Genomic DNA, 25,909 nt, shown 5'->3' on the forward strand with positions numbered 1-25,909 from the left:
GGCGCGCGAGGCTCGGCCCATGGAGAAGACGTCGCTCATCGAGCTCGCCGCCAAGAACCTCGCCGCCGCCCGCGACGCGCACAGCGGGCGCAGTGCGCACACCGTGCACGGCGGTCACGAGAGCGTCATGCGTCAGACGCTGATCGCGCTGGTCGCCGGGCAGCGGCTGGACGAGCACGAGAACCCGGGCGAGGCGACGCTGCAGGTGCTGACCGGCCGGGTGCGGATGACCAGCGGCGACGACCGGGCCGAGGCGAGCGACGGCGACCTCATCCTGGTGCCCGGCGCGCGGCACGCGCTGGAAGCTCTCGACGACAGCGTGGTGCTGCTGACCACCGGGCTCAGCGGTCGCGATCGGAGCTGATGTCCTCCTGGTAGGTGGCGCCGCCGTCGGCCTCCGACGTGAGCAGGCGCGCGCCACCCTCGGGCGGCCCGGCCAGGGACTGCTCGCCGGCCGCCAGGTGCGGGAACTTCGCGTCGAACGCCGGCCGCTCGGAGCGGATGCGGGGCATGTGGTCGAAGTTGCGCAGCGGCGGCGGGCACGACGTGGCCCACTCCAGCGAGTTCCCGTGCCCCCAGGGGTCGTCGACCTTCACGATCTGGCCGGCCCGGTACGAGTGCCAGACGTTGTAGAGGAACGGCAGGGTGGCGATGCCGAGCACGAACGAGCCGATCGTCGAGAACGTGTTCAGGAAGGTGAACCCGTCGGAGGGCAGGTAGTCGGCGTAGCGGCGGGGCATGCCCTCGGTGCCGAGCCAGTGCTGCACCAGGAAGGTGGCGTGGAAGCCGAGGAAGGTCAGCCAGAAGTGGACCTTGCCGAGGCGGTCGTCGAGCATGCGGCCGAACATCTTGGGGAACCAGAAGTAGATGCCGGCGAAGACGGCGAACACGATGGTGCCGAACAGCACGTAGTGGAAGTGCGCGATCACGAAGTACGAGTCGGAGACGTGGAAGTCGATGGGCGGCGCGGCCAGGAGAACGCCGGACAGTCCACCGAACAGGAACGTCACCATGAACCCGATGGCGAACATCATCGGTGTCTCGAAGCTGATCTGGCCGCGCCACATGGTGCCGATCCAGACGAAGAACTTCATGCCCGTGGGGACGGCGATCAGGAAGCTCAGGAAGCTGAAGAACGGCAGCAATACCTGGCCGGTGACGAACATGTGGTGCGCCCACACCGACATGGACAGTGCGCCGATCAGCAGGGTGGCGGAGACCAGGCCCTTGTAGCCGAAGACCGGCTTGCGGGTGAAGACGGGGATGACCTCGGTGATGATCCCGAAGAAGGGCAGCGCGACGACGTACACCTCGGGATGCCCGAAGAACCAGAACAGGTGCTGCCAGAGCATGGGCCCGCCGGTGCCGACGTCGAAGACGTGCGCGCCGACGATGCGGTCGGCGGCGAGGGCGAACAGCGCGGCGGCCAGGAACGGGAAGACCATGATCACGAGCAGGCTGGTGACCAGGATGTTCCACGTCATGATCGGCATGCGGAACATGGTCATGCCGGGCGCGCGCAGGGTCAGGATCGTGGTGATCATGTTGACCGCGCCGAGAATCGTGCCGAGACCGCTGATCGCGAGGCCGACCACCCACATGTTGCCGCCCATGCCGGGGGAGTGCAGCGAGTCACTCAGCGGCGCGTACGCGAACCACCCGAAGTCCGCGGCGCCGCCCGGGGTGATGAACCCGCACATGGCGATCGTGCCGCCGAACAGGTAGAGCCAGTAGGCGAAGGCGTTGAGCCGCGGGAACGACACGTCCGGCGCGCCGATCTGGATCGGCACCACGAAGTTCGCGAAGGCGAACACGATCGGCGTCGCGAAGAACAGCAGCATGATCGTGCCGTGCATCGTGAACAGCTGATTGAACTGCTCCGGCGACAGGATCTGCATGCCCGGGCGGGCCAGCTCGGTGCGCATCAGCAGCGCCATGAAACCGCCGATCGCATAGAACGCAATCGACGTCGCCATGTACATGATGCCGATCTGCTTGGCGTCCGTCGTGCGCAGGATCCGGGCCAGCGCCGTGCCCTTGACCTGCCGCCGAACCGGATAGGGCCGGGTGGCAGCCGGGCGCGGGGCGACTGTGGTCATGCGAGCTCCTCGGAATTCCCGTCTGACGGTGCTCCCTCGGTTATAGGCTTCTAGCCGTCTTAACCGCTCGATTTCGCCGCATTACCAACATCTAAGGCGTAATGCGCGTATGGCAGCCCGCTGCGGGGGCTCTGCTTACACATACGCGCGGGCGGTGGTGCGCGTGTGGCAGCCCGCCGTGGGGCGCCGAATAGCTCTGCTTACCTATACGCGCGGGCCGTGGTGCGCGTGTGGCAGCCCGCCGTGGGGCGCCGAATAGCTCTGCTTACATATACGCGCGGGCGGTAGTGCGCGTGTGGCAGCCCGCCGTGGGGCGCCAATCGCTCTGCTTACATATACGTGCAGCCCTCGGCCGGCGTCAGCTGCGCGGCGCGGAAGGCGGCCCTGGGTGGTGGGGCGGCCCTGGGTGGTCGGGCGGCCCTGGGTGGTGGGGCGAACCCGGCGGGTGAGGCGGGGGCGGGGGCACGGTCGACAGGTCCGGCGGCTCGTCCGGCCAGATCAGCAACACCCGGCACGGGGCGTGGTCGATCACGAAGCGGGCGTGGTGGCCGATGCTGTGCGGCCCCAAGCGGGTGTGGTCGCCGTCGCGGGCCAGCACCAGCAGGCCGGCTTCGGCGCAGGCGGCCACCACCTCGCGCTCGACGCGGCCCTGAAGCGCCAGGCGGGCGGCGGGGTGGCCGAGGCGGGCCTCGGCGGCGTCCAGGAGGTCGGTCTGGCCGTCGATCAGGACCTGCTCGGCGCCGCCGGAGTCGTGGTGTCCCCGGCCGAGCAGGCCGGCGCGGGCGCCGGCTACGGCCTGCACGGTGTGTTCGTCGATCACGTGCAGCAGGGTGAACTCGGCGTCCGGGACGTTGCGGGCGGCGTCCACGGCGGCCTGCCAGGTGCCCTCGGCGACCCAGACGACGGTCCTCATGCCAACACCCTGCCATCAAGCCGGGAGGACGGCAGCCGGAGGGTGCGGCCATCATGCCGGGCGGCGGCCAACATGCCGGGCGGCCATCACGCCGGGCGGCAGCGGCACGCCGGGCGGCAGCGGCACGCCGGGCGGCAGCGGAACGCCGGGCGGCAGCGGAACGCCGGGCGGCAGTTGGCGCGCCGGGCGGCAGCGGCACGCCGGGCGGCCATCACCCCAGGTGCTGCGGGGGAGGGGGCGGCGACTCTCACTCGGCGAGGGCGGCGGCCGGCTCGGGGGACGGGGCGGACGCGGGCAGCGGGCGCACGGCCGCGGCGATCAGGGTGGCCACGCACAGCAGGGCGGCCACCACGATCAGGGAACGCAGCACGGTGAAATGGTCGCCCAGGAAGCCGATCGTGGGCGGCCCGGCCAGGAACGCGCAATAGCCGATCGACGCGATCACGCTGACCCGGCCCGCGGCCCGGCGTGGGTCGTCGCCGCCGGCGCTCATGCCGACCGGGAAGCCGAGCGAGGCGCCGAGACCCCAGAGCAGGGTGCCCGCGTACGCGTAGGCGGGGCTCGGCCCGAAGACGAACAGCGCCACGCCGGCGATTCCCACGAGCGCGAGGGTGCGGACGACGCGGGTGCGGCCGTAGCGGTCGAGCAGCGCCGGGCCGAACCAGCGGCCCGCGGTCATCGCGGTGAGGAAGCCGGCGAACGCCAGCGTGCCCACCGCGGGCGACACGTGGTGGCCGTCGATCGCCGCCACGCTGATCCAGTCGTTGCCGACACCCTCGGCGAAGGCGAATGCGAGGACGAAAACACCGATCAGCAGCGTACGGGGTTCCCGCCAGGCCCACAGCGCACGGTGGCGCGACGGCTCGGCGGCGTCGGCCGGCGCCTCGTCGTGGTCGGGAACGAACCGCCGGGCGTGCCACGCGACCCCGGCCACCACGAGGACCGCGACCGCCACGAGGTGCACCGCGACGGCCACGTGCAGCGCGACCATGGCCGCCCCGGCCAGCGCGCCGGCGACGGTGCCGAGGCTGAACCCGGCGTGGAAGCGGGACATCACCGAGCGGCCGAGGTGGCGCTCGACGACCGTCCCCTGCACGTTCATGGCCACGTCCCAGGCGCCGTTCGCGAAGCCGAGCAGGAACAGCCCGATCACCACCGGCACGATGCCGCTCAGCGACCCCAGCGCGGCGATCGCGAGCCCGACCCCGAGCAGCACCGACATCCAGGCGACCGTGCGTGACGAGCCGATCCGGGTGACCACCGGCCCGGAGAGCGGCAGCGCCAGCAGCGAGCCGGCGGCGATGGCCAGCAGCACCAGCCCGAGCGCCGCCGAGTCCAGCCCGAGGCTGTCGCGGACCTGCGGGATCCGGGACGCCCAGCTGGCGAACGCGAAGCCGGAGCCGATGAACGCGGCGTAGGTGGCCGCGGTGGCGTCGCGGACCGCGGGCGGCGGGGCGAGGGTGGTGGTCATGTGTACGAGCGTACATATCGCGGGTCATACCATCAACCGCGTGGATGCTGCTCTGAAGACCGCGGCGGCGCTGGGGCCGTACTTCGTCTGGGAGCCGTGGGACGGCGACCCCGCCTGGCGTCCGCTCACCGACCTGCTGAATCCCGAGGTGGCGGCCGAACGGGTCGGCGTGGCCCGGCAGACCCTCGAGCGGATGACGGGGCTCGGCCCGGACGAGATCGGCGAGCGCGAGGTGGCGTCAATCACCTTTCTCGGGTACGCCTCCCGGCTCCTCTCGCCCCTCGTCGGCGCCGCCGCCCTGACCGGCGAGCGGCCCACCGCCGGGATCGACGACCTGTATTGGAAACCGGTCGGTGGTGGGCCGCTTCCTCTCGCGTACGGGAAAGTCGGAGAAGGAGAGCCGCTGAGGGTGACCGAGGCGCTGGTGTTGGTGTTCTCGCGGCGGTTCGCGCTGCCGGAGCACCTGCTGTGGGGGAACGTGGCGTCGGCGCTCGGTGGCGCCGCCGGGATGATCGCCGATGCCCGCCCGGAGCACGCCGAACGCGCCGCGCGAGTGGTCGGGGAACTGCTGAGCGATGCGCCGCTGGCCGGCACGGCCACGCTCGAGCAACCCGACCCGCGGATCGCGCGCTGGTTCCTGGTGCGGCGCAACTGTTGCCTGTACTACCGGATTCCCGGCGGCGGGACGTGCGGCGACTGCGTGCTGACGCCGGAGGACGTCCGGCGTCAGCAGTGGCAGCGGGTGCTCAGACGTCGATGAGCCCGGCCGGCGCGGTCGAGGATTTCGGGGTTTTCGGGGCCAGCAGCCGCTCCGCCATCGGCGCGAAGACCAGGCCGATCGCCGCCCACAGCACCAGTTGCGCGCCGATCGAGTAGAGCCGGAAGTTGTACAGCACGTCGGCCGGGAAGCCCGGGAACACGATCTGCCCGCCGGCGTCGGTCAGCGGCTGCGGCGTCTCGGTCGCGCGGCCGAGCGAGTCGCCCATCTCGCCGAACGACGGCAGGACCAGCATCACGATCGCCGTCGCCGCGACGAAGACGCCCCCGGCGATCAGGGTGGCGTTCCCGTTGCCGAACCGCGGCCGCAGCCGCTTGCCGAGCCACACGGCGAGCACCAGGAACAGCAGCGACGCGACGACCATCAGCAGATAGAAGGTGCTGCGCTGCTGGATGGTCTCGTCGCGCCCGATCGCCGGCGGGTTGGCCGGGTACTTCAGGAACGGCACCAGGTACATGCCGAGGAAACCGCCGCCGGCCACGAGCAGGGCGAGGTTGCGGGGGCGGATCCGGCCGGCGCGTCCGAGATAGAGCGCGTACGCCACGGCGAAGAGCGCGCCCATTGCCGCTCCGAAGAGGATCAGGGCCACGCCGATGCCGACATTGCCCTGCACGGCCCGCGAGAACACGTCGTGCTCATGGGCCTCCGCGGCGAGGCCGGCGGCCCGGTCGAGGGCCTCCTGCGCCTCGTGCCGCCCGCTCTCGTAGTCGATGGCCTGCTGGATCGACGGCTCCGCGAAGATGCGGGCGAAGACGAAGGCGAGCAGCCCGGCGATGGCGCCGGCCAGCAGGCCGCGCCCGATGATGCGCTTTTCCACGTGGTTGTCGCCGGCCCGGCTCAGTGGCAGGGGAAGCCGAGGAAGTGCCGCCCGTCGTGGACGAACTCGTGGATGTGCGTGTCGCTCCCGAACACCGACACGGCGCCCTGGTCGACCCCGATGAAGTAGTACACGGCCAGCGCGAGCAGGGCCGTGCCGACCAGCCAGTAGACGGCCTTCGACCCGGGAATGACGAGCGGCGTGGCCGCCGTGGTGGGATGCGGCATAGAGCTCACAAAAGCCTCCTTGGGGATCGTGCGTCCCTCGAACGGATGGGGCAGCGGAACGGGTGAGTATCTGACTTCCCGGCAGTTGCCGGCTCACAGTGGCGCGACCGTGCTGGCTTCGTTCCCAGCTTCCTCACACCGTTCCGGGGTCGACCCTAGGCGGCCGCGGTGAGACCCGTCAATCGGCGTGGGTCCCGGTGGCGGCCGCCACAGCGTCCTCGGCAATCCCATTTTCGTGGCAGGGCTTGCCGCCGACGGACGTGCTCTGCCCACGGTGGGCTCGCGGGTGCGCCTGCGAACGAAGGGGAGCGCCGGGGTGATCATCGGGGGCGGTTGGCGTGGGTGGCGGGCGGAGAGCCTCCCGCACCGGCAGCATGGGGGCATGAGCTCACCCACGCTGCGCGTGTCCATGGAATCCGGCGACGTCTGGGCCGACCCGTCGGAGGATCTGCTCTTCGAGCTGCTCGCCGACGTCGCCCGCGGTGACGAGCAGTTTCTGATTGTGGACCGTGCGGGCGGGGAGCAGACCTACATCCAGGTGGCCGGGCGCGACGGCGGCGGTTTTCAGGTCGAGCATCGCGACGGCGGGGCCGATCGGCACTACCAGGCGCTCATGGACGACCGGCGGGCCGTGCACGGGGTGCTCACGGCCTGGGCCTTCGGGCTGCCGGGGTGGCGGGAGAACGCGCCCTGGATGCGGCTTGCGATGCCGGACTCAGTCGACCAGGGCGGGTAGGCCGTCGATGCTGTGGGCGTTGCGGGTGCGCCGGTACTCGGACAGGTCCTCGTCGCTCTTGCGGTCGGTCCAGCGGGTCAGCAGGTCGCGGTCGCCGTCGTACGACATCAGCGGCACCTGGTAGCCGCAGGAGTCGCTGATCCGCTCGATGGTGACCTCGATGACGGCTCGCAGGCCGCGGGCCGGCGCGACCGGGAAGGCCGCCAGCAACGCCGCGAACCCGGGATCGCCGGGCAGGACCGCCCGGCCCCGGCCGTGCAGGCGGACGATCTTCGGCGGGCCCTGGAAGGCGCAGGCCATCAGCGTGATGCGGCCGTTCTCGCGCAGGTGCGCGATGGTCTCGGCGCCGCTCCCGGTGTAGTCCAGGTAGGCGGCGCGGTGCTCGTCGAGGACGGCCAGGCAACCCCGGCCGCCCTTGGGCGAGACGTTCACGTGGCCACCGGGCCCGCTCGGCGCGGTGGCCACGAAGAACACCGGCTGGTCCAGGAGGAACACGCGCATGCGGTCGTCGATCGACTCGTAAACCTTGCCCATGGTCCTCATGGTGTCACCGGGGTCGTCAGAAGTCGTGGTCGAAGCTCACACTTCCGGTCACGCCGACCTGGTAGGCGGAGACGCGCCGCTCGAAGAAGTTGGCGAGCTCCTGGACGTCCTGCAGCTCCATGAACGCGAACGGGTTCTTGCTGCCGTACAGCGGCTCGATGCCGAGAACCGCCAGCCGCCGGTCGGCCACGTGCTCGAGATAGGCCCGCATGTCGGCCGGCGACATGCCGGAGACGCCCTGGGCGAGCAGATCCTCGGCGAACTGCGCCTCGCATTCGACGGCCTCGGCCAGCATGTCCTTCACCTGCTGCTCCATCGCGGCGTCGAACAGGCCGGGCTCTTCCTTCCGTACGGTGTCGACGACGTCGAACGCGAAGGCCATGTGCATGGACTCGTCGCGGAACACCCAGTTCGTGCCGGACGCCAGCCCGTGCAGCAGGCCCCGTGAGCGCAGGAAATAGACGTACGCGAAAGCCCCGTAGAAGAAGAGGCCCTCGATGCAGGCCGCGAAGCAGATCAGGTTCAGCAGGAACGCCCGCCGGTCCTCGCGCGTGGAAAGTGACCGCAACTCGAAGACCGAGTCGATCCACTTGAAGCAGAACTCGGCCTTGCGCGCGATCGACGGAATGTTCTCGACCGCCGCGAACGCCTCGAAACGGTCCGCCTCGGAAGGGACATAGGTGTCGAGCAGGTTCAGGTAGAACTGGACGTGCACGGCCTCCTCGAACAACTGCCGGGAAAGGTAGAGGCGTCCCTCCGGCGAGTTCACGTGCTGATAGAGGTTGAGCACCAGGTTGTTGGCGACGATCGTGTCGCCGGTCGCGAAGAACGCCACCAGCCGCGACACCAGATGCCGTTCGGCGGCCGACAGCTTGGACAGGTCGGCGAGGTCGGCGTGCAGGTCGACCTCCTCGACGGTCCAGGTGTTCTTGATCGCGTCCTTGTAGCGGTCGAAGAAGTGCGGGTACTTCATCGGCCGCAGGGTCAGGTCCATTCCGGGATCGAGCAGCATTACTGGCAGGCCTCACACGATTCGGGGTTCTCCAGGGAACAGGCGACGGCGTCGGAGGCGGGAATCACCGCGACGGTCGCCTGCTGAATGCGCGTCGCGGGGCGCGAGCGCAAGTAGTACGTCGTCTTGAGCCCGGACTTCCAGGCGTGCAAATACATCGAGGAGAGCTTGCCGATGGTGGGCGCGCTCAGGAACAAATTCAGCGACTGCGACTGATCGATGTACGGCGCCCGCGCCGCGGCGAGATCGATCAGCGCCCGCTGCGGGAGCTCCCACGCCGTGCGGAACAGCTCGCGCACGTCGGCGGGCAGGTCGGCGATGCCCTGCACCGAGCCCTCGGCCCGCTTGATCTGCTCGCGGATCGGGGCCGTCCACAGACCACGGGCCTTCAGCTCGCGTACCAGAAAATTGTTGATCTGAAGGAACTCGCCGGACATCGTCTCGCGCTTGAACAGGTTGGACACCTGCGGCTCGATGCACTCGTAGCACCCGGCGATCGACGCGATGGTCGCGGTCGGCGCGATCGCGATCAGCAGCGAGTTGCGCAGGCCGGTCGCGGCGATCCGGTCCTTGAGGGCGGCCCAGCGCTCGGTCTGCGCCGGCGTCGCGCCCCACAGCTCCGGGTGCAGGTCACCGCGGGCGGCCCGGGTCTCGGGGAACGCCGGGTGCGGCCCCGCCCGCTCGGCGAGGCCCGCGCTGGCTTCCAGGGCGGTCAGGAAGATCTCCTCCTGGACGCGGGTCGACAGCTCCCGCGCGGCCGGCGAGTCGAACGGCAGGCGCAGCGTGAAGAACGCGTCCTGCAAGCCCATGAGGCCCAATCCCACCGGACGCCAGCGCGGGTTGGAAGCGGCGGCCTGAACCGACGGGTAGTAATTGATATCGATCACTCGGTCCAGGAAGACGACCGCCGTCCGCACGGTGTCGCGCAGTTTCTCCCACTCCACCCCGTCGGCCGTGACGTGCGCGCCCAGATTGATCGAGCCGAGATTGCAGACCGCCGTCTCGGTGTCGCTGTTGACCTCGAGGATCTCGGTGCACAGATTCGACAGGTGAATGGTGTTGCCCGGCTCGCCGGTCTGGTTCGAGAGGCGGTTCGACGCGTCCTTGAACGTCATCCAGCCGTTGCCGGTCTGCGCCAGCGTGCGCATCATCCGGCCGTACAACTCCCGCGCCTTGACGGTTTTCACGGCCTTCTTCTCGGCCCGCCGGTAGGCCTCGTCGAACGCCTCGCCGAACAGGTCGGGCAGTTCGGGCGCGTCGGAGGGATCGATGAGCGACCATTCCTCGTCGGCCTCGACCCGGCGCATGAACTCGTCCGGGACCCAGTTCGCCACATTCAAATTGTGGGTACGCCGGGAGTCCTCCCCGGTGTTGTCCTTCAGCTCGAGGAACTCGTCGACATCCGGGTGCCAGGGCTCGAGGTAGACGCACGCGGCGCCCTTGCGGCGGCCGCCCTGATTGACCGCGGCCACCCCGGCGTCGAGCGTTTTCAGGAACGGGACGATGCCGTTCGACCTGCCGTTCGTGCCCCGGATCAGGGCGCCCCGGCCGCGGACCCGCGACCAGGCGATGCCGATGCCGCCGGAGAACTTCGACAGCCTCGCGACCTGGTGGTAGCGCTCGTAGATCGAGTCGAGCTCGTCCCGCGGGGAGTCGACCAGGAAGCAGCTCGACATCTGGGTGTGCCGGGTGCCGGAGTTGAACAACGTGGGTGAACTGGGCAGATAGGCGAGGCTCGACATCAGGCGGTAGAAGCCGATCGCCTCGGCCGGCGTCGTGGACAGGCCGCACGCCACCCGGAGCAGCCAGTATTGCGGGGTTTCGACGACCAGCCGCGTGTGCGGGTGCCGCAGCAGGTAGCGATCGGTCACCGTACGGATGCCAAAGTACTCAAATCTTTGGTCATTTTCCGGATTTATCGCGTCATCCAGCTTGCGCGCGTTGCGGGCCACGAACTCGGCCGTCGCATCGCCGATCAAACCCTGCTGGTGGGCGTAGCGGATGGATTGGCTGAAGCTCGCGACGCCTTGGTGGCGAACTTCCTTGTCCACGTACGCCGAGAGCAGTCGCGCGGCGAGCTTGGAATACTGCGGTTCCTCGCCGATCAGCTCGGCCGCGGTCTGAATGGACAGCTTGTCGAGCTCGGCCGTCGTCGCGCCGTCGTACAGCCCGCTGATCGTCTTGGTCGCCACCCGCAGCGGGTCCACCTCGGCGAGGCCGCCCACCCATCGCTCGACCGCCTTGACAATCTTGTTGACGTCGACCGTCTCGAGGTCGCCGTTACGTTTGCGCACCTGCATGGTCGTCATTCCCCGTCCCCTCGTCCGTTTCGTCCGTCGAGAGACGCGCAGGGGGACGCCACCGGCTGGCCGGGCCGGCTCGTGGCGTCAGCCGTCCCGCGCGGCCTTCGACCGCCGCACACCGGTCGGCGTGCGGCGCGCTGGCAGGTCTTCGGACTCGCGGGCGTCGTGCTCGTGCCTACCGGCCGTCGCTTCCCAGGCCCGGGCCCAGTGCTCGTGACGGCTTTCGTTCCCACTCACCGCTGCGGGGCAGTCCCGGATTTCCACCGGGTTCCCTCTTGCCTCGACCCTCCGAAGAGGAGGCTCGAACCAGCTGCGAGAGACACCATATATGGGGGAGCCGGGTCGGGCACAACACTACGGGTTGTGTCGGCGTGTCGCGTTTCCGAGATCACTCGACGCGTCCGACGGCAGCGGTCGCGCTCGGCGTTCCGCACCCTGGAGATGTCGGCGGATGGCGGCGCCGCGCCGCCGTCACCTGGTTCGTCAGGTACTGGTTCCCGGTAACGCTGCTGCTCACGGCCGTCCTCGCAGGAACCGGCGCCTGGGCGATGTTCGACCGCGGCACCGCCGTCCCGCGGGAGCCGGTCGCCGGGACGATCGACTTCGCCATGGACGGCAACGGGCCGGTGACCGTGGCCGTCGACTACGTAACCTTCGGCAAACCACCCGCCGATCAACCGGTCGAGGCGACCAGGGTGGGTGGGGCCGAGGACCCGACCTCGGAATTGGCCGGCGGGCGCACCGGCTGGGAACCGGCCGCTCCCACGGACATCGATGGCGTGTTCATCTCCATCGACGGCATGCATCCTCTGCCCGGGAAACCCGTGCACTGGTCGATGAGGCTGACCGGCGCCGCGCGCATGGTGAACGCGGTAGCGGCTGCGAACTACAAAGGCATGGAACTCAACGCGCCCATCAATGGCATGACCGTCTCGCACTCGAACGGCCCCATCGGTCCATGGACCCACCCGCTCCATGAGAGCGAACCTGACGACGTCTTCGACTTGGCCTGCGACTGCCAATACATCGAAGGCCAAGTCGAGGACGCTTATCCAGGCGCCGGCCAGCAGGTGGTCATCTACGGAGATCTCACCGAACCCGTCGCCAGCTACGGCGCGGGCGCCACTTACCTGCGGCTGCCGTCGATCCAGGCCAACAATTACGACATCACCCCGGATTCCGATCGGATGCCGCCGCTGCACGCACCTCGGGGCTTCGCCGTTACGGTCACTGCGGGGCGACTGCATGCCGGAGACCTTGCGACGTTCACCTACCCCGAAGGTGGCGTCAAGTCGGACCCCACCTGCTGCGGCGACATAGGGCCGACCCGCACGCAGGATCCGGGGCTCATCATCCGATGGACCGGGTCTACCCTGCCTACCCTGAGAGCCGATCTGATCAACCGGGAGAAGCAGCGGAAGGCCGGCTCGCTCGTCTTCTTCGCCGGACTTGCGACCGGCCTGCTCGTGGAGGCCGGACTGCGCCTGCGGGAGAGCTCTGCACCTGCCGCCGCCCCCGAGCCGGGGACATTGGGTTCACGCCATGGGCGGGGGAGCCCTGCCCGCCGTGACCGACACCGGCGGCTCGGCGCCATGTACCGGCGCGCCCATCGGCATCACTTACCGATCCGCCGGCGGCGGGCACAGCCACCGCACCCGAAGACCGAGCATGACTTCCGCCGCGGCGGACCGCGCACAGCCGTGGCGCCGCCCCCGAAAGCCCGTCCCTCGGGTGTGCAGAGACGACCGATCGACCTGGGGCGTTGGTTGCGCCGGCTTTGGTAGGCCTGCCGCGGCCCTCGCGGCCGGGTCAGGCGTAGATCACAGCCGTCTCGACGACGGGGATTCCCTGGTCCGGTCGTGGTGAACGGTGCCGCAACCGAAAGCGCCGCCCGCAGTGGGGCGCTGCCGCTGGGCGTCGGGTACTTCCCCGCGACCCACCATCGGCCGATCACCCGTTCTCACATGCCGAGGTGGGCGCGGCGCACGGCGGCGATCGCCTCGTCCGGGCCGGACAGCTCGACCTGGGCCGCTTCCTGGCGGCCGAACAGGTAGAGCAACAGCTCGCCCGGCGGGCCGGCCAACCGGGCCTCGAGCTCGCCGCGCCGGGAACGGAACGACTGGCCCGAGCCCTCGCGCAACAGGGTGAGGCCGGCGCCGCGCAGGCGGCGGGCCAGGAGCCAGGCCGAGTGGCGGACGTTCTGCCACAAGGCGTCGTCCAAGGCGGCCGGGTGGGTGCGCGGGCCGAGGCCGTTCGCGCGGCGTACGTCCTCGTGGTGCACGTAGAACTCGTTGAGGCTGGGCAGCCGCCGCACCCAGCCGAGGCGGAAGAAGCCGTACGGCGGTCCCGATCGGAGGGTCGCGAGCAGGGCCGCGTAGTCGCGCCCGGCCAGCGAATCCTGGCGGCGGGCGGCGAAGCGGGACCAGGCGCCGGGGACCACCAGGCCGGGGGCGGCCAGCGGGTCGCGGTCGCGCAGGATCAGGTGGGCGGCGATGTCGCGGGTGGTCCAGGGCGGGAGGAGCGTCGGCGCCGCCGGGCCGAGCGAAGCCAGCAGGTCGCTGAGCTCGGCTCGTTCGGCGGCGTCGAAGTACACATCAGCGAGCGTAGACCCGGCGGCCCGCCACGTACGTCTCGTCCACTGTGGTGCCGCCGATGGCCGAGACATCGGTGAACGGATCCCGGTCCAGCACCACGAGATCGGCGACATTTCCCGGGCGAAGCGTGCCGCTGTCGTCGCGATGGTTCACGTACGCGCTGCCGGCCGTGTACGCGGTGAGCGCGGTCCCCAGATCGAGGCTCTGCGCGGGCAGGAACGGCGGATACGTCGAGCCGGGGTAGGCGCGGTTCACGGCCACGTGCACGGCGGCCAGGGGAGAGGGGTCGCTGACCGGCCAGTCGCTGCCGGCCGCCAGGGTCGCGCCCGCGCGGAGCAGGTCGGCGAACGGGTACTGCCGGGCGGCCTGGGCCGGGCCGAGGAACGGGATGGTCAGCGTGTCCATCTGCGGCTCGTGCGCGGCCCACAGCATCTGCAGGTTGGCGGTCGCACCGAGGCGGCGGAACCGCGGCACGTCCGCGGGGTGCACGACCTGGAGGTGGGCGAGGTGTGGCCGGGTGTCGCGGAAGCCGTTCGCCACCCGGGCGGCCTCGACCGCGTCGAGCGCCTCCCGCACCGCGCGATCGCCCAGCGCGTGGAAATGGACCTGGAAATCAAGGGCATCGAGCGATATGACGTACGCCCGGAGCAGCTCGGGATCGATGAAGCTGAGCCCGCTGTTCGCAGTCCGGCAGCCGCAGGCGTCGAAGTAGGGCTCGGTCATCGCGGCCGTGAAGTTCTCCGCCACCCCGTCCACCATGATCTTCACGGTCGAGCAGGTGAGCCGGCCGGTGGTCAGCTTGTCGCGGCGGGCGACCAGGTCGGCGATCTGCTCGTCGCCGCGCTCGCGGTCCCACCACAGCGCCCCGGTCACGGTCGCGGTCAGCGTGCCGTCGGTGGCGCAGGCCAGGTAGGCGTCGGACGGGTCGGGATTGCCGAGCGCCTGGCCGAGCAGCGCGTCCTGCCAGCCGGTCACCCCGAGCGAGTGCAGCATCGCCTGCGCCCGCAGCAGGCCGTCGACCCGGTCGGCCGGCGTGGGCGGGGGCACCAGCCGCCCGACCAGGCCGACCGCGCCCTCCTGCAGGCACCCGACCGGATGGCCGGCGGCGTCCCGGTTGATCACCCCGTCGGCGGGATCGGGCGTGTCCCGGGTGATGCCGGCGCGTTCCAGCGCGAGCGAGTTGACCCAGGCGCCGTGATGGTCGCGGTTGGTCAGCCACACCGGCCGGTCGGGCACCACCTGGTCGAGCAGCTCGCGGGTCGGCACACCACCGGGGAAGCTCTCCATCGACCACCCGCTCCCGGTGATCCATCCGCGGCCGGGGTTGCTCTCGGCGTACGACCGGATGCGTTGTAGATAGTCGCCCACCGCGACCGTCCCGGAGAGATCGCAGAGTCCCAGCTCGAGGCCGCCGAAGACCGCGTGCACGTGCGAGTCCTGGAAGCCGGGCATCAGCAGCCGCCCGCGCAGGTCGACCACCTCGGTGCCGGGCCCGCGCAGCTCGTCCAGGTCGTGACCGACGGCGAGGATCCGCCCGTCCCGGACGGCCAGCGCCGACCCGCTCGAGGAGCCGGCGAAGACGGGCCCGCCGGTGAACAGCAGATCGGCGGTCACGACGCGACCTCCTCGAGGACGGGCTCGGACGACGCGAAGTAGGGCGAGCGCCGCCGCCACTTGGCGACCGCCGCCGTGACCAGGCCGGCCAGGATGACCACGACCGGCACGGCCAGGCTGAACAGCCCGTTGCCGGCGCCGATCGCGAACGACGTGCTGAGCGTGGCGTAGTAGCCGGCCAGGTAGACCCCGAGCCCGAACAGCGCGAGCCCGCTGACCAGCGGCACGATCACGGCCTTGACGCCCTCGGCCGGGTCGGTGCGCAGCAGGCCCCGGAACCGGACGGCCGACGCGATCGCGGTGAGTCCGTAGTAGAGCGCCACCAGCAGCCCGATCGTGTTGACCGCGGCCAGGATCGCCTCGTTCAGCGTCGGGATCGCGGCCTCGAGGCAGGCGATGACGCCGCCGATGACGGCGACCGTGATGGTGCCGGCGGCCGGGACGCCGCGCTTGCTGAGCCGGGCCCAGATCGGCCCGAGCGTCTTGTCGCGGCTCATCGCCAGCGTGAGCCGGGCGTTCGGGATGACCCCGGCCTGCAGCGACGCGACGGCCGAGAACATCAGCGCGACCAGCGGCAGCGTCGCCCACGGCTCGCCGACCAGCCGGCTCGCGAAGTAGCTGAGGCCCTCGGCGCCGTGGTCGGCCAGCTCCCCGGCCGGCAGCACGCGCTGGAACGCGATGGCGCCGAGCACGAACAGCCCGAGCATGGTGAACAGCGCGATGTAGCCGCCGCGGGCCGCGTCCTCCGGATGGCGGGTCTCCTCGGTGACGCTGAACGCCGCGTCCCAGCCCCAGTAGAAGAAGACCGCCAGCACCAGGCCCTGGGCGAGGTGCGAGAACGAGTCGATGGCGAACGGGTCGAGCCAGGACAGCGAGAACGGTTCGTCGCCGACCACGAGGCCGGCGCCGCAGAAGGCGATCAGCACCGCGTACTCGAAGATCAGGAGGTATTTCTGGAACTTGGCCGCCTCACCCACGCCGCGCACGGCGGTCCAGGTGACGGCCGCGAGCACGACCAGGCCGATCAGGGTGCTCTGCAGCGTCGAGTTGGGGTCGAGCGCGTGCACGCCGGCCTTCTCGGCCGACTGGATGAGCAGCGACCCGCAGATGGCGGTGGTGTAGGCCAGGAAGATCGTGGTGCCGACGACCGGGATCCAGCCGGCCAGGAAGCCGAGCCACGGCCCGAGCGTCCGGCCGACCCAGGTGTACCCGGCGCCGCAGTTGGGCTCCGAACGGTTGAGCCGGGCGTACGCGCCGGCGATGCCGAGCATCGGGAGAAACGCGAGGATCAGCAGTACGGGGACCTGGCGCCCGGCGATCGAGGCCAGGACCCCGGTGCCGATGGCGATGCTGGTGGTGGCGGCGGTGCTGGAGGCGGCGATGACGACGCCGTCGACCACGCCGAGCGAGCGGGGGAGTGAAGTCGTTTCGTCCATGTCGCGTGCTCCCGGGAGAGGGGGAGTGGGTGCGAAGAATGAAACGGCATGTGAACGCCGAAGTCAACAGTGTTCACATCAGCGGTCACTTCGGCTCCTATTTGCTGCCCCGGGCCTCTACAGCGTCCAGGAGCAACCGGATCGACAGCTCGAACTGGTCCTCCTTGTCGACCTCGGCCAGGTGCTCGGCGACCGACTGGATGTGCGGGAACCGGCCCTTCGGCAGCACGAGGTACTCCCGGCTCCAGGCCAGGCCGTCGCGCTCCATGATCTCGGGCCCGACCGCGCGGGAGGCGGCCGCGAACGCCGTCCAGGCCAGCACGGTGTCGGCGATCGCCCGGTAGACGCTGGCCGCCTCGCGCCCACTCAGCCCCGCCTGCTGGACGGCCCCGATCACCAGGTCGGCGGCGCGGAACTCGGCCTCCCGCCGCAGGGTCCGGTTGGCGACGAGCAGCGCGACCCGCGGGTGCGCCTCGAACGAGCGGCGGGTGGCCCGCGACAGCGACAGCAGCCGCTCCCGCCAATCCGGCTCGTCCTCGTCGACCTGGGCGAACGCGTCCTCGAGCAGCCGCGCCCCGAGCGCGAGCAGCAGGTCGTCCTTGTCCCGGAAGTGCCGCAGCACGGCGGTCGGCGCGACCCCCAGCGCCTTGCCCAGCCGCCGGAAGGTCAGCGCGTCGGCGCCCTCGGCCTCGGCGATCTCGAGGGCGACCGTGACGATCTCCTCCTGGTTGAGAGATCCCCGCACGCGACGCTCGTCCATCCGCCCACCTTAGGAGGCGCGGCCCGGAATCCGGTCGGCGACTCCGTCAGGGGCGGCCGGCTCGGGTCGCGGCGGCCATTGGACGGCTCCGCCGGGGGCGGTCGGCTCGGGTCGCGGCGGCCGGCAGACGGCTCCGTCAGGGGGCGTCGGCTCGGGTTGCGGCGGCCAGCAGCGCGGCGGTGGGCAGCGCGAGCCGGCCCGCGGGCGTGCGGTACGGCGCGGTCTGCCGGTCGAACTCGCGCCGGATGCGGGCGATCGTCTCCGGCGTCTGCCGGCCCATCAGCACGCCGACATTGCTCAGGCCACTCGCCGGGCCGCTCCACCACGCTTCCGGGTCGGTCTCGTGCGCCCACTCCAGCGCCTCGCAGGCGACGTCGGTGACGCCGCCGGCTTTCCGGATCAAATGCGACAGGCCTTCGCGCGTACGGGGAAAGTCGACGTCCCGTGGCAGCCTCGGCAGGTCGCTGGAACGTTCCACCCCGGCCGCGTCGAAGATCGTCCCCCACAGTGCCTGGGCCGGCGGGGTCGGATTGGGCCAGATCGCGACCGCGACGCGGCCGCCCGGGCGTACGAGCCGAATCATCTCCGTGATCGCCGCAAGCGGATCGCCCACGTGATTGAGCACGAAGTTGGCCACCACCGCGTCGAACGACGCGTCCCCGAACGGCAGGCGCGGCAGAATCGCGGTCGTCACCTCGGCGCCCGGCACGCGGCGGCGGGTCAGGTCCACCATGGACGGTTCCGCATCGACGGCCGTGACCCGGGCGCCCCGCTCGGCGGCCAGGGCGGCGACCGTGCCCGACCCGGTGCCGACGTCGAGAACCCGCGTCCCCGGCCCGACCCCGGCGGCATCCAGCAGCGCGGGCGCCGGGCGGGCACAGAGAAGGGCGAAGCTGCGGTCGTACGCCTCGGCGCGCCCCGCCCAGACCGACCGCTCGTGATCATCAAATGGCACGGTAGGATGCTCGCACGCCATAGTTTTGGCTCACCGGGAAGGAGGTCAGAGCACCATGTCCGATGTTCTGCGCCCCCTCCGCGGCAAGGCGTTCCCGCGGGGCTGAGTCCTGGGGCGCTTTGTCGCCTGGAGGATTCGCCATGCCCGATCCCGTTGCCCGCCCACCCGAGGCGGATTCTGTTGCGCGCCCGCCCGCTGGTGAGGCGCGCCCGCTCGTTGCCGGGCCGCCCATCGTCCGGCCGTCCGGGGCGGATTCCGTTGCCGGGCCGCCCGATTCTGGTCTCGTCATCCGTTCGCTCGTCGATGGTGAGGAAGAGCTGTTCGCCTCGATGGCCGATCCGGTGCCGTCGCCGGCGCAGATCAGCTATGCCGACGGTGTCGCCGGCGGCGGATATCACCCCTCGCGGACCTGGATTGCGCTGCGCGACGGCCGTGTCGTCGGCCGGGCCGCCTGGCTGCTTCCGCCCGGGGCGGTGGGGAGGCCGTGGCTGGAACGCTTCGACCTGACCGCCCCGGCCGCCGACGGCGCGGCCCTGTTGCGGGCGGCGTTCGCCTCGCTGGGCGGCCCGACGGCCTGGTACGCCACGATGCCCGCGGGCTGGCGCTCCCGGCCGGATGTGGTCGAGGTCTTCGCCCGGCCGGCCGCCGCGGCGCGCGAGGCGGGGCTGGCCGAGCGGGGCGAACGGCTGCGTTTCCGCTGGGTTCCGCCGGCGCCGGGAGAGCTGGCGGCTGGCCAACCGGCCGAGCTGGCGGCTGAGCTGACGGCTGGGACGGCGGCCGACCTGGCGGGTGGGCAGACGGCTGAGCTGAGGCCATCGGCAGAAGGCGATCCCGAAAGGCGCAACCGCCCGGCCCGGTTCACGGTCCGCCCCGCAGCGAGCGCCGCTGAGATCGAGGCCCTGGTCGGCCGGATCCCGGCGCCCGATCTGCTCACCGGCAGCGAGATCGCCCGCCTGGTCGCCGGCGTCGACCTGGCCCGCCGCCCGCTCGACTGGCTGCGCGGCGGCCCGGCGCCCTGGCGGGTCGCCCTCGGCGGCGACGGCGAACCGGTCGGCCTGGCCGGACCGGCCGGTGACGCCTGCTATCCGATGGTGGCCTACCTCGGCGTGCTCGACCCGGCGGCCCGGCCCGTCCTGCTCGCCGACGCCGTCGCGACCCTGGCCGCCGCGGGCGCCCTCGAGGTCGTGGCCGACACCGACGCCGGCAACGCGGCCGTCATCGGGGACCTGGAACGGGCCGGGTTCACCGCGGTCCGCTCCCGGATCCTGTTCGCCCCGGCCTGAAGCCGCTCACCGGGCGGAGTCCGGCGGCCCGGGACCGCTCACCGCAGGGTGTTCAGCGGCCCGGGACCGCTCGCGGCGCGGTGTTCAGCGGCCCGGAACCGCTCACCGCACGGTGTTCAGCGGCCCGGGACCGCTCGCGGCGCGGTGTTCAGCGGCCCGGGCCCGCTCACCGCGCGGTGCTTCACGGCCCGGGACCGCTCACCGCACGAAGCTCAGCCGCCTGAAACCCTCACCGCACGGCGCTCAGCGGCTCGGCGGTCTTGCTCTCCGCGGCCACCACCGGCGGCGGCGCGGCCAGGGAACCGTGCCGGAAATGCGGGTGGTGGCGGGCCGGCCGGGCGCCGCTGATGGTGAGGGCGGCCAGCGCGCCCGCGGCCACGCACAGCAGGGCGCAGATCAGGGCGGCCGTGTGGAAGCCCGCGGCGAACAGGGACGGGTCCAGATAGGCCGCTCCGGTGATGCCGGCCGCGGCCGGGAGGACGGCCACCGCGATCAGCGACGCCGCCCGGGCCACGTCGTTGTTGACGGCCGAGGCCACGCCGGCGTGCTGGGCGGGGACGGCGGCCAGCACCGTCGCGGTCAGCGGGGCCACCGTGACGGCCAGGCCCAGGCCCAACACCGTCAGGGCGGGGAGGACCTCGGTGACGTACGGCGCGGATGGCCCGATGCGCAGGAAAAGCGCGATGCCGGCGCCGACCAGGATCGCGCCGGCGGTCATCGGCCAGCGCGGGCCGATGCGGGACGCCAGGGCGCCGAACCGGGCCGACAGCAGCAGCATGACCACGGTGATCGGCAGCATCGCCAGGCCCGCCTGCAGCGGCGAGTAGCCCGAGACCTGCTGCAGCTCGATCGGCAGCAGGAACAGGGCGCCGCCGAGCGCGCCGTAGACCGCGAACGTCACCAGGTTCGTCGAGGTGAACGCGGTCGACTTGAACAAGTGCAAGGGCAGGATCGGCATGCGCGTACGCCGTTCCCAGGCCACGAACAGGACCAGCAGCCCGACGCCGAGCCCGATGCTCAGCCCGCCGGCCTGGATCAGCCCGTACGTCAAACCGATGAGGCCGAGCGTGACCAGCGCGCCTCCGATGAGGTCGACGCGCCCGGTTTCGGTGGTGTCGCGCGACTCGGGGACGTGACGCGCGGCGATGACGGCGACGGCGATCGCGATCGGCAGGTTGACCCAGAAGATGAGCCGCCAGGACGCCGACTGCACGAGCCAGCCGCCGAGGAACGGTCCGATCGCGCCGGCCACGCCGCTCAGGCCCGACCAGGCGCCGATCGCCTTGGCGCGGTCGCCGGGCGCGAACGACGCCTCGAGGATCGCGAGGCTGCCGGGGGTGAGCAGGGCCGCGCCGACGCCCTGGAGGGCGCGCGCGGCGATCAGCGTCTCGGCGGTGGGGGCGACCGCGCACAGCACCGACGCGGCGGCGAACCAAAGCACGCCGAGGGTGAAGACGCGGCGGCGGCCGTAGCGGTCGCCGAGCGCGCCGGCGACCAGTAGCAGGCCGGCCAGCGTGAGCGTGTACGCGGTGACCACCCACTGGAGCGTCTCCAGCTCGGCGCCGAAGTCGCGGCCGATCGCCGGCAGCGCGATGCCGACGGCGTTGGCGTCGATGGCGGCGACCGCCGAGCCGCCGACCGTGGCCGCGAGGACCCAGCGGCCCTGCGCGCGGTTCACCGGGACTGCCCGAGCTCGTAGACCTCGCGGACGGCGTCGGCGAACGCGGCCGGCGCCTCCTGCGGCAGGTTGTGCCCGGCGTCGGCGACCTGCCGGTGCACGCGGCGGCCGGTGAAGCGGGCGGCGTCCTTGCCGCCGTTGCCGGCCGGGAAGTTCCCGTCGGCGGTGCCGTCCAGCGTCACCGTCGGCACCGCGATCGGCGGCAGCGTCGCGAGCTGGGCCTCGGCGCCGGCATACCGCGGCGCGCCCGGCGCCTGTCCGAGACGATGCCGGTACGAGTGGAGCACCACCTCGACGTAGTCCTGGTTCTCGAACGAGGCGGCCGCCCGGTCGAGGTCGCGCGGCTCGAACATCCACTTCGGAGAGTTGCGCCGCCAGATGACCTCGGCGATCTCGCGCCGGTTCGCGGTGAGGCCGGCCCGGCCCCGCTCGGTGAGGAAGTAGAAGAAGTACCAGAAGCCGGCCTCGAGGTCGGGCCGCAGCGGCTTCGCCGAGGCGGCGATGTCCTGGATCAGGTAACCGTTGACCGACACCAGCCCGGTGACCCGCTCGGGGTGCAGGGCCGCGGTCACGCAGGCGGCCCGCCCACCCCAGTCGTAGCCGGCGAGGATCGCCCGCGGGATGCCGAGGGCGTCCAGGAGCTCGACGACGTCGGCGCCGAGCGCGGCCTGCTGCCCCGATCGCGGTGCGTCGTCGTCGAGGAACCGGGTGGGCCCGTGGCCGCGCAGGTAGGGCACGATCACCCGGTACCCGTCCCACGCCAGCAGCGGCGCCACCTCGTCGTAGCTGTGAACGTCGTAGGGAAAGCCGTGCAGGAGGACGACGGGCCGGCCGTCGGCGGGCCCGGTCTCGTGATAGGCCACCTCGAGCACGCCGGTGGTGACACGCTTGATCATTACCTGCTCCCGTGCTGCCGTCTCAGTTTGTTGTCAACTCAGACAGCGCAGGTCCGGGATCTGTGACGCGGCCGTCGCCACCCCACCCCGTCCCCACCCCACCCCGTTCAGTGGGTGGGGAGACTTTACGACCCGCCTACGACAATTTCGCGGAACCATCCACAGGCCGGATCTCCTTCGCCACCATCAAGCGGGGAACGGCGCTCGTGTCGGGTGAGCGAGCGTGAAAGACATGCAGATGCGCGATCACCACGTCACCCGGCGATCCGGTCAGCTCCACGACCTCGACCGGCACACCGTCGATCTCCGCCGCCGCCCCGACCAGCGACCGCCCGTGATCCGGCAGCGAAGCGCCGTCGAGGAGACGGGCCAGCCACGGGTGATGACGCATGAACCGAACCCAGTTCTCCTTGCCGGCCCCGAGCGGCGCCGGCAGCGCGGCCCGGTAGCGGTCGACCAGCCGATGCGTGCCGGGCGCCAGCATCGTCCCGCCGCCGCGCGGCCCGACCTCGCCGGCGAACGCGAACAGCTTGACCGCGGGCACCGGCCAGGTCGCGTGGTCGAAACCGCAGTCGATGTGCCAGCCGTCGGGCATGACCCACGGCCCCGGTTCGGGACGGGAGAACAGGATCTGGGCGCCGGGCCGCGGCCGACGCCAGCCCCCGGCCCCGAAGATCGCGTCCAGGGCGCCGCTCACCGCCGGGTTGTCGACGAGGGGCCGGAACACCGGGTCGCGGTTCATGCCCTGCCAGTTCACGACCGGCGAGTCCGCCGAGCCGGCGCGGAGCAATATCGCGTCGCGCATGGCGGCCGCCTCGCCGGCCGTGAACGCCCCGTCCAGACGTACGACACCGGTGGCTTCGAAATCGACCGTCGACATGGTCCCAGTGTGTGGATCCGCGGGCGTAAAGCCACCCAAATACGCCTACCGATGCGGCTGCCGCGCCACCAGCTCGGCCGGCACCGCGGACCACGGCCGCGCTGAGCACGTCCTCCTCCTCGATCTCGGCCGTGCTCAACGCCACCCGGCGGTTGCGGGGCAGCGCGAACGCCACCAGCAACCCGGCCGCCGCCGCGACCCCCGCGCCGGCCATGAAGATCGCCACGTACTGCGACTCGTGCGGGAGCGGCACGCCGGGGACGAGATTGCGGGTCAGCATGGTCACCACGAAGGCGGTGCCGAGCGACATCCCCACCGAGCGGGCGATCGAGTTGACGCTGTTGGCGATGCCGGTCTCGGCCGGGGTCACGTTCTCGATCAGCAGCGCGGGCAGCGCCGCGTACCCGAACATGACCGCGGTGTTGACGATGGCCGCGCCGACGATGACCTGCCACGTCGCGCCGTGCAGGAGGGCGAGCATCGCGAAGCCGGCGAAGGCCAGCGCGGCGGCGACGACCAGGGTGTTCTTGGCGCCGAAGCGGGCCACCAACCGGCCGCCGAGCGGCGCCGTGACGACCCCGCCGGCGGTGCCGGGCAGCAGGTAGACGACGCTCGCGGCGAGCACGGTGGAGCCGAAGCCGTAGCCGGTCACCGACGGCGGGGTCTGCACCAGGTACGACACCGCGAGGAACACGGCGAACATGGCGAAGCCGAGGAACAGGCCGGCCGCGTTGGCGATCACGATCGGGCGGTGGGTGAGCATCCGGGTGCTGACCAGCGGCTGGGTCATCCGGCGCTCGACCAGCACGAAGACGGCCAGCACGACGACGGCGGCGGCCAGCAGCAGGATCACCCGCGACGAGCCCCAGCCCCAGTCGTTGCCCTGCTCCAGCGGCAGGAGCAGCAGCACCAGGCCGAGGCCGAGGATCGCGGCGCCGACCGCGTCGAGGCGGCCTTTGGCGACGCCGGCGCGGCGGGGCAGCAGCCCGACGCCGGCCAGCCCGATCACGCTGAGCGCGGTGGCCAGCCAGAACAACTCGTGGTAGTCGCCGCCGTGCCGCATGAGCAGGCCGGTGACCGTCAGGCCGAGGCCGGCGCCGACCGCGAGCATGCCGCTGACCAGGGCCATCGCGCCGGTCAGCCGTGGCGCCGGGAGCTCCTCGCGCAGCACGCCGATCGACAGCGGGAACAGGCCGAAGCTGGTGGCCTGCGCGACCCGGGCGAGCAGCAGCAGCGGCAGGCTGGAGGTGGTGGCGGCGAGGATCGAGCCGGCCAGCACGACCAGCAGCACGCCGAGCATGACCGGGCGGCGGCCGTGCAGGTCGCCGAGGCGGCCCAGCACGGGGGTGAGCACGGCGGCGGCCAGCAGGTTCGCGGTCACCACCCAGCTCGCCGCGGTGGCCGAGACGCCGAGGTCGGCCTGGATGTTGGCGACGACGGGCACGACCAGCGTCTGCAGAGCCGAGACCAGGAGCACGGCGTACGAGGCGACCGGCAGCGCGAGCCGGGAAGAGGGAACCGTCATGACGCGAACCTAGATCCGATGCCGACGATTCTCAACACAGTGTCGAAAACCAAAGATGTGACGTCGAATGCACCCGACGACGAGGTTGTACGATCGGCGTGTGCCTGCCATCGGAAGCCGCCGCGGCCCCACGAAGGGTGACCAGCGGGAACTGGCCCTGCTCGACGCCGCCCGCGAGGTGTTCCGGGAGAAGCCGATCAGCCAGGTCACGATCGACGAGCTGGCCGGCGCGGCCGGGATCGCCCGGTCCGGCTTCTACTTCTACTTCGAGTCCAAGCAGGCGCTGCTCGCGGCCCTGGTCGACCAGGTGATCGGCGAGAACGACGAGGAGATGGCCGAGTTCCTGGCGTCCGAGGGGATCGACCGCGGCGCGCTGCGCCGGGGGCTGGGCCGGTCGCTGTCCCGCTGGCTGGTCGAGGGCCGCTGGCTGCGCGAGGCCTTCATCACGCCCTGCCCCGGGCCGGAGATGCTCCAGGTGCGCGAGCGGCTGATGACCAACGGCTGCACGGCGTTCCGCGCCCGCATCGAGAAGGACCTGCGGGCGGGCCTGCAGGTGAGCGGCCCGCCCGAGCTGGTGGCGACGATGGTGATGAACTTGCGCATCATGACCTTCTCGGACGCGTACGGCGACCCGGACGCGTACCACCATGAGGTGCTGCTCGATGCCCTGACCGACGCGATCCTGCGTCTCGTCTACGGGGTGACCCCCGGCATACTGGCGCCGTGAGTGATCCACTGACGCCGGGACAGCCGGAGAAGCCGCCGTCCGCCGAGCGGCTCGTGTTCTTCACCGACGCGGTGGCCGCGATCGCGCTGACGCTGCTGATCCTGCCGCTGCTCGAGTCCGTCAACGACGCCGCGAGCGAGATGTCGTTCCCGGAGTTCGTCGACGTGCACCTCGGCCAGTTCGGGGCGTTCCTGCTCAGCTTCGCGGTCATCTTCCGGTTCTGGTGGGCGCATCACCGGCTGTTCCGGCACGTGGAGACCATCCGTGGGCGGCTCGTGCTGCTCAGCGCGCTCTGGGCGTTCGCGATCGTGCTGCTGCCGATCCCGACGGCGCTGATCACCGCGTACGCGCCCTCGGCCGGCACCGTCGGTCTCTACGGCGGGACGCTCGCGCTGTCGAGCGGGTCGCTGACGCTGGTCGCGCTCTACGTCTACCGGCATCGCGCGGTCAGCGAGGGCCGCACGCCGGCCACCCGCGAGGAGGTGCTGGGCAACCTCACCATCTTCGCGACCCAGCTGCTGGCCACGGCGGTCGGCGCGATCTTCTACGACACCGTCAACTACTGGGCGTTCCTGCTGATGTTCCTCACCGGCCCGGTCGAGGCCGTCGTGAAGTCCCGATGGAGGCGGCACGAAGTAGTGAGGTGAGTTGCCGTCCCGGCG

At 71.4% G+C, this 25,909-nt stretch carries 23 protein-coding genes, 1 pseudogene and 1 riboswitch; of the genes and pseudogenes, 7 read left to right on the forward strand and 17 right to left on the reverse strand.

Going from position 1 to position 25,909, the window contains the following annotated elements; all coding sequences use genetic code 11:
• Window positions 1-19: 19 nt before the first annotated feature.
• Complete coding sequence (locus tag ACZ6TB_RS11565) at window positions 20-364, forward strand: cupin domain-containing protein (RefSeq protein WP_465553255.1); 345 nt, start codon at window positions 20-22, stop codon at window positions 362-364.
• Here ACZ6TB_RS11565 and ctaD read toward each other — a convergent pair.
• The 3 genes from ctaD to ACZ6TB_RS11580 all read right to left on the reverse strand — a co-directional run bounded on the left by ctaD (window position 342) and on the right by ACZ6TB_RS11580 (window position 4,483).
• Entirely contained in the window at window positions 342-2,099 is a 1,758-nt protein-coding gene (ctaD, locus tag ACZ6TB_RS11570) for an aa3-type cytochrome oxidase subunit I (protein ID WP_465553257.1), read from the reverse strand. The two genes, ACZ6TB_RS11565 and ctaD, sit on opposite strands and share 23 nt — an antisense overlap.
• A 358-nt stretch (window positions 2,100-2,457) precedes the next feature.
• Window positions 2,458-3,012, reverse strand: a complete 555-nt coding sequence (locus tag ACZ6TB_RS11575; RefSeq protein ID WP_465553258.1) for a universal stress protein — start codon at window positions 3,010-3,012, stop codon at window positions 2,458-2,460.
• Window positions 3,013-3,259: 247 nt separating this feature from the next.
• The gene (locus ACZ6TB_RS11580; RefSeq protein WP_465553260.1) at window positions 3,260-4,483 is read right to left on the reverse strand and encodes an MFS transporter; all 1,224 of its coding nucleotides are present in this window, start codon (window positions 4,481-4,483) and stop codon (window positions 3,260-3,262) included.
• Between the two features lie 40 nt (window positions 4,484-4,523).
• Here ACZ6TB_RS11580 and ACZ6TB_RS11585 point away from each other — a divergent pair, with 40 nt between their 5' ends.
• Window positions 4,524-5,243: a (2Fe-2S)-binding protein gene (locus ACZ6TB_RS11585; RefSeq protein ID WP_465553262.1), complete on the forward strand. Its 720-nt coding sequence runs from the start codon at window positions 4,524-4,526 to the stop codon at window positions 5,241-5,243.
• On the opposite strand, the gene ACZ6TB_RS11590 is transcribed toward ACZ6TB_RS11585, so the two are convergent.
• Both ACZ6TB_RS11590 and ACZ6TB_RS11595 read right to left on the reverse strand, forming a co-directional pair.
• A complete protein-coding gene (locus ACZ6TB_RS11590; protein ID WP_465553264.1) occupies window positions 5,230-6,078 on the reverse strand; it encodes a CbtA family protein in 849 nt (282 codons plus the stop codon). The two genes, ACZ6TB_RS11585 and ACZ6TB_RS11590, sit on opposite strands and share 14 nt — an antisense overlap.
• Window positions 6,079-6,098: 20 nt before the next feature.
• Window positions 6,099-6,305: a CbtB domain-containing protein gene (locus ACZ6TB_RS11595; RefSeq protein ID WP_465553657.1), complete on the reverse strand. Its 207-nt coding sequence runs from the start codon at window positions 6,303-6,305 to the stop codon at window positions 6,099-6,101.
• A 382-nt stretch (window positions 6,306-6,687) separates the two neighbouring features.
• On the opposite strand from ACZ6TB_RS11595, the gene ACZ6TB_RS11600 reads away from it, so the two are divergent.
• Window positions 6,688-7,041, forward strand: coding sequence for a hypothetical protein (locus tag ACZ6TB_RS11600; protein ID WP_465553265.1), 354 nt, complete (start codon window positions 6,688-6,690; stop codon window positions 7,039-7,041).
• Here ACZ6TB_RS11600 and ACZ6TB_RS11605 read toward each other — a convergent pair.
• The 3 genes from ACZ6TB_RS11605 to ACZ6TB_RS11615 are packed head-to-tail and all read right to left on the reverse strand — an operon-like array spanning window position 7,021 to window position 10,896.
• A complete protein-coding gene (locus ACZ6TB_RS11605; protein ID WP_465553267.1) occupies window positions 7,021-7,575 on the reverse strand; it encodes a pyridoxamine 5'-phosphate oxidase family protein in 555 nt (184 codons plus the stop codon). The genes ACZ6TB_RS11600 and ACZ6TB_RS11605 overlap by 21 nt on opposite strands.
• Before the next feature lie 25 nt (window positions 7,576-7,600).
• Window positions 7,601-8,596 (reverse strand): ribonucleotide-diphosphate reductase subunit beta, encoded by a 996-nt coding sequence (locus ACZ6TB_RS11610; RefSeq protein WP_465553269.1) that lies wholly within the window; start codon window positions 8,594-8,596, stop codon window positions 7,601-7,603.
• Window positions 8,596-10,896 (reverse strand): ribonucleoside-diphosphate reductase subunit alpha, encoded by a 2,301-nt coding sequence (locus ACZ6TB_RS11615; RefSeq protein ID WP_465553659.1) that lies wholly within the window; start codon window positions 10,894-10,896, stop codon window positions 8,596-8,598. Before ACZ6TB_RS11615 ends, ACZ6TB_RS11610 begins: the two co-directional genes overlap by 1 nt.
• 125 nt (window positions 10,897-11,021) lie before the next feature.
• Window positions 11,022-11,225: riboswitch (cobalamin riboswitch) on the reverse strand.
• A gap of 45 nt (window positions 11,226-11,270) precedes the next feature.
• Between ACZ6TB_RS11615 and ACZ6TB_RS11620 the strand changes: the two genes are divergently transcribed.
• On the forward strand, window positions 11,271-12,683 hold the full coding sequence (locus ACZ6TB_RS11620; protein WP_465553271.1) for a hypothetical protein: 1,413 nt from the start codon (window positions 11,271-11,273) through the stop codon (window positions 12,681-12,683).
• Between the two features lie 176 nt (window positions 12,684-12,859).
• On the opposite strand, the gene ACZ6TB_RS11625 is transcribed toward ACZ6TB_RS11620, so the two are convergent.
• From ACZ6TB_RS11625 to ACZ6TB_RS11645, 5 genes are all read right to left on the reverse strand, one after another.
• Entirely contained in the window at window positions 12,860-13,492 is a 633-nt protein-coding gene (locus ACZ6TB_RS11625; protein ID WP_465553273.1) for a TIGR03085 family metal-binding protein, read from the reverse strand.
• Between the two features lies 1 nt (window position 13,493).
• Window positions 13,494-15,107, reverse strand: coding sequence for an amidohydrolase (locus ACZ6TB_RS11630; protein ID WP_465553275.1), 1,614 nt, complete (start codon window positions 15,105-15,107; stop codon window positions 13,494-13,496).
• Entirely contained in the window at window positions 15,104-16,543 is a 1,440-nt protein-coding gene (locus ACZ6TB_RS11635) for an APC family permease (protein WP_465553277.1), read from the reverse strand. Before ACZ6TB_RS11635 ends, ACZ6TB_RS11630 begins: the two co-directional genes overlap by 4 nt.
• 97 nt (window positions 16,544-16,640) lie before the next feature.
• Window positions 16,641-17,303 (reverse strand): TetR/AcrR family transcriptional regulator, encoded by a 663-nt coding sequence (locus tag ACZ6TB_RS11640; RefSeq protein WP_465553279.1) that lies wholly within the window; start codon window positions 17,301-17,303, stop codon window positions 16,641-16,643.
• Between the two features lie 136 nt (window positions 17,304-17,439).
• Complete coding sequence (locus tag ACZ6TB_RS11645) at window positions 17,440-18,258, reverse strand: class I SAM-dependent methyltransferase (RefSeq protein ID WP_465553281.1); 819 nt, start codon at window positions 18,256-18,258, stop codon at window positions 17,440-17,442.
• A 140-nt stretch (window positions 18,259-18,398) separates the two neighbouring features.
• On the opposite strand from ACZ6TB_RS11645, the gene ACZ6TB_RS11650 reads away from it, so the two are divergent.
• Entirely contained in the window at window positions 18,399-19,541 is a 1,143-nt protein-coding gene (locus ACZ6TB_RS11650; RefSeq protein WP_465553283.1) for an acetyltransferase, read from the forward strand.
• A gap of 229 nt (window positions 19,542-19,770) precedes the next feature.
• On the opposite strand, the gene ACZ6TB_RS11655 is transcribed toward ACZ6TB_RS11650, so the two are convergent.
• The 4 genes and pseudogenes from ACZ6TB_RS11655 to ACZ6TB_RS11670 form a co-directional block, all read right to left on the reverse strand.
• Window positions 19,771-21,219, reverse strand: a complete 1,449-nt coding sequence (locus ACZ6TB_RS11655; protein WP_465553285.1) for an MFS transporter — start codon at window positions 21,217-21,219, stop codon at window positions 19,771-19,773.
• Window positions 21,216-22,115 carry an alpha/beta fold hydrolase gene (locus tag ACZ6TB_RS11660; RefSeq protein WP_465553287.1) on the reverse strand — a complete coding sequence of 300 codons (900 nt, stop codon included), beginning with the start codon at window positions 22,113-22,115 and terminating at the stop codon, window positions 21,216-21,218. The genes ACZ6TB_RS11655 and ACZ6TB_RS11660 overlap by 4 nt, the downstream gene beginning before the upstream one ends.
• Before the next feature lie 136 nt (window positions 22,116-22,251).
• A complete protein-coding gene (locus tag ACZ6TB_RS11665; RefSeq protein WP_465553660.1) occupies window positions 22,252-22,995 on the reverse strand; it encodes a phytanoyl-CoA dioxygenase family protein in 744 nt (247 codons plus the stop codon).
• A gap of 355 nt (window positions 22,996-23,350) precedes the next feature.
• A pseudogene (locus tag ACZ6TB_RS11670) lies at window positions 23,351-24,520 on the reverse strand (MFS transporter); the annotation flags it as partial.
• 100 nt (window positions 24,521-24,620) lie between these two features.
• Between ACZ6TB_RS11670 and ACZ6TB_RS11675 the strand changes: the two are divergent.
• Window positions 24,621-25,247 carry a TetR/AcrR family transcriptional regulator gene (locus tag ACZ6TB_RS11675; protein WP_465553289.1) on the forward strand — a complete coding sequence of 209 codons (627 nt, stop codon included), beginning with the start codon at window positions 24,621-24,623 and terminating at the stop codon, window positions 25,245-25,247.
• Window positions 25,244-25,894 (forward strand): TMEM175 family protein, encoded by a 651-nt coding sequence (locus ACZ6TB_RS11680; protein WP_465553291.1) that lies wholly within the window; start codon window positions 25,244-25,246, stop codon window positions 25,892-25,894. Before ACZ6TB_RS11675 ends, ACZ6TB_RS11680 begins: the two co-directional genes overlap by 4 nt.
• Window positions 25,895-25,909: the final 15 nt, after the last annotated feature.

Source organism: Actinoplanes sp. NPDC051537 (genome assembly GCF_055586105.1).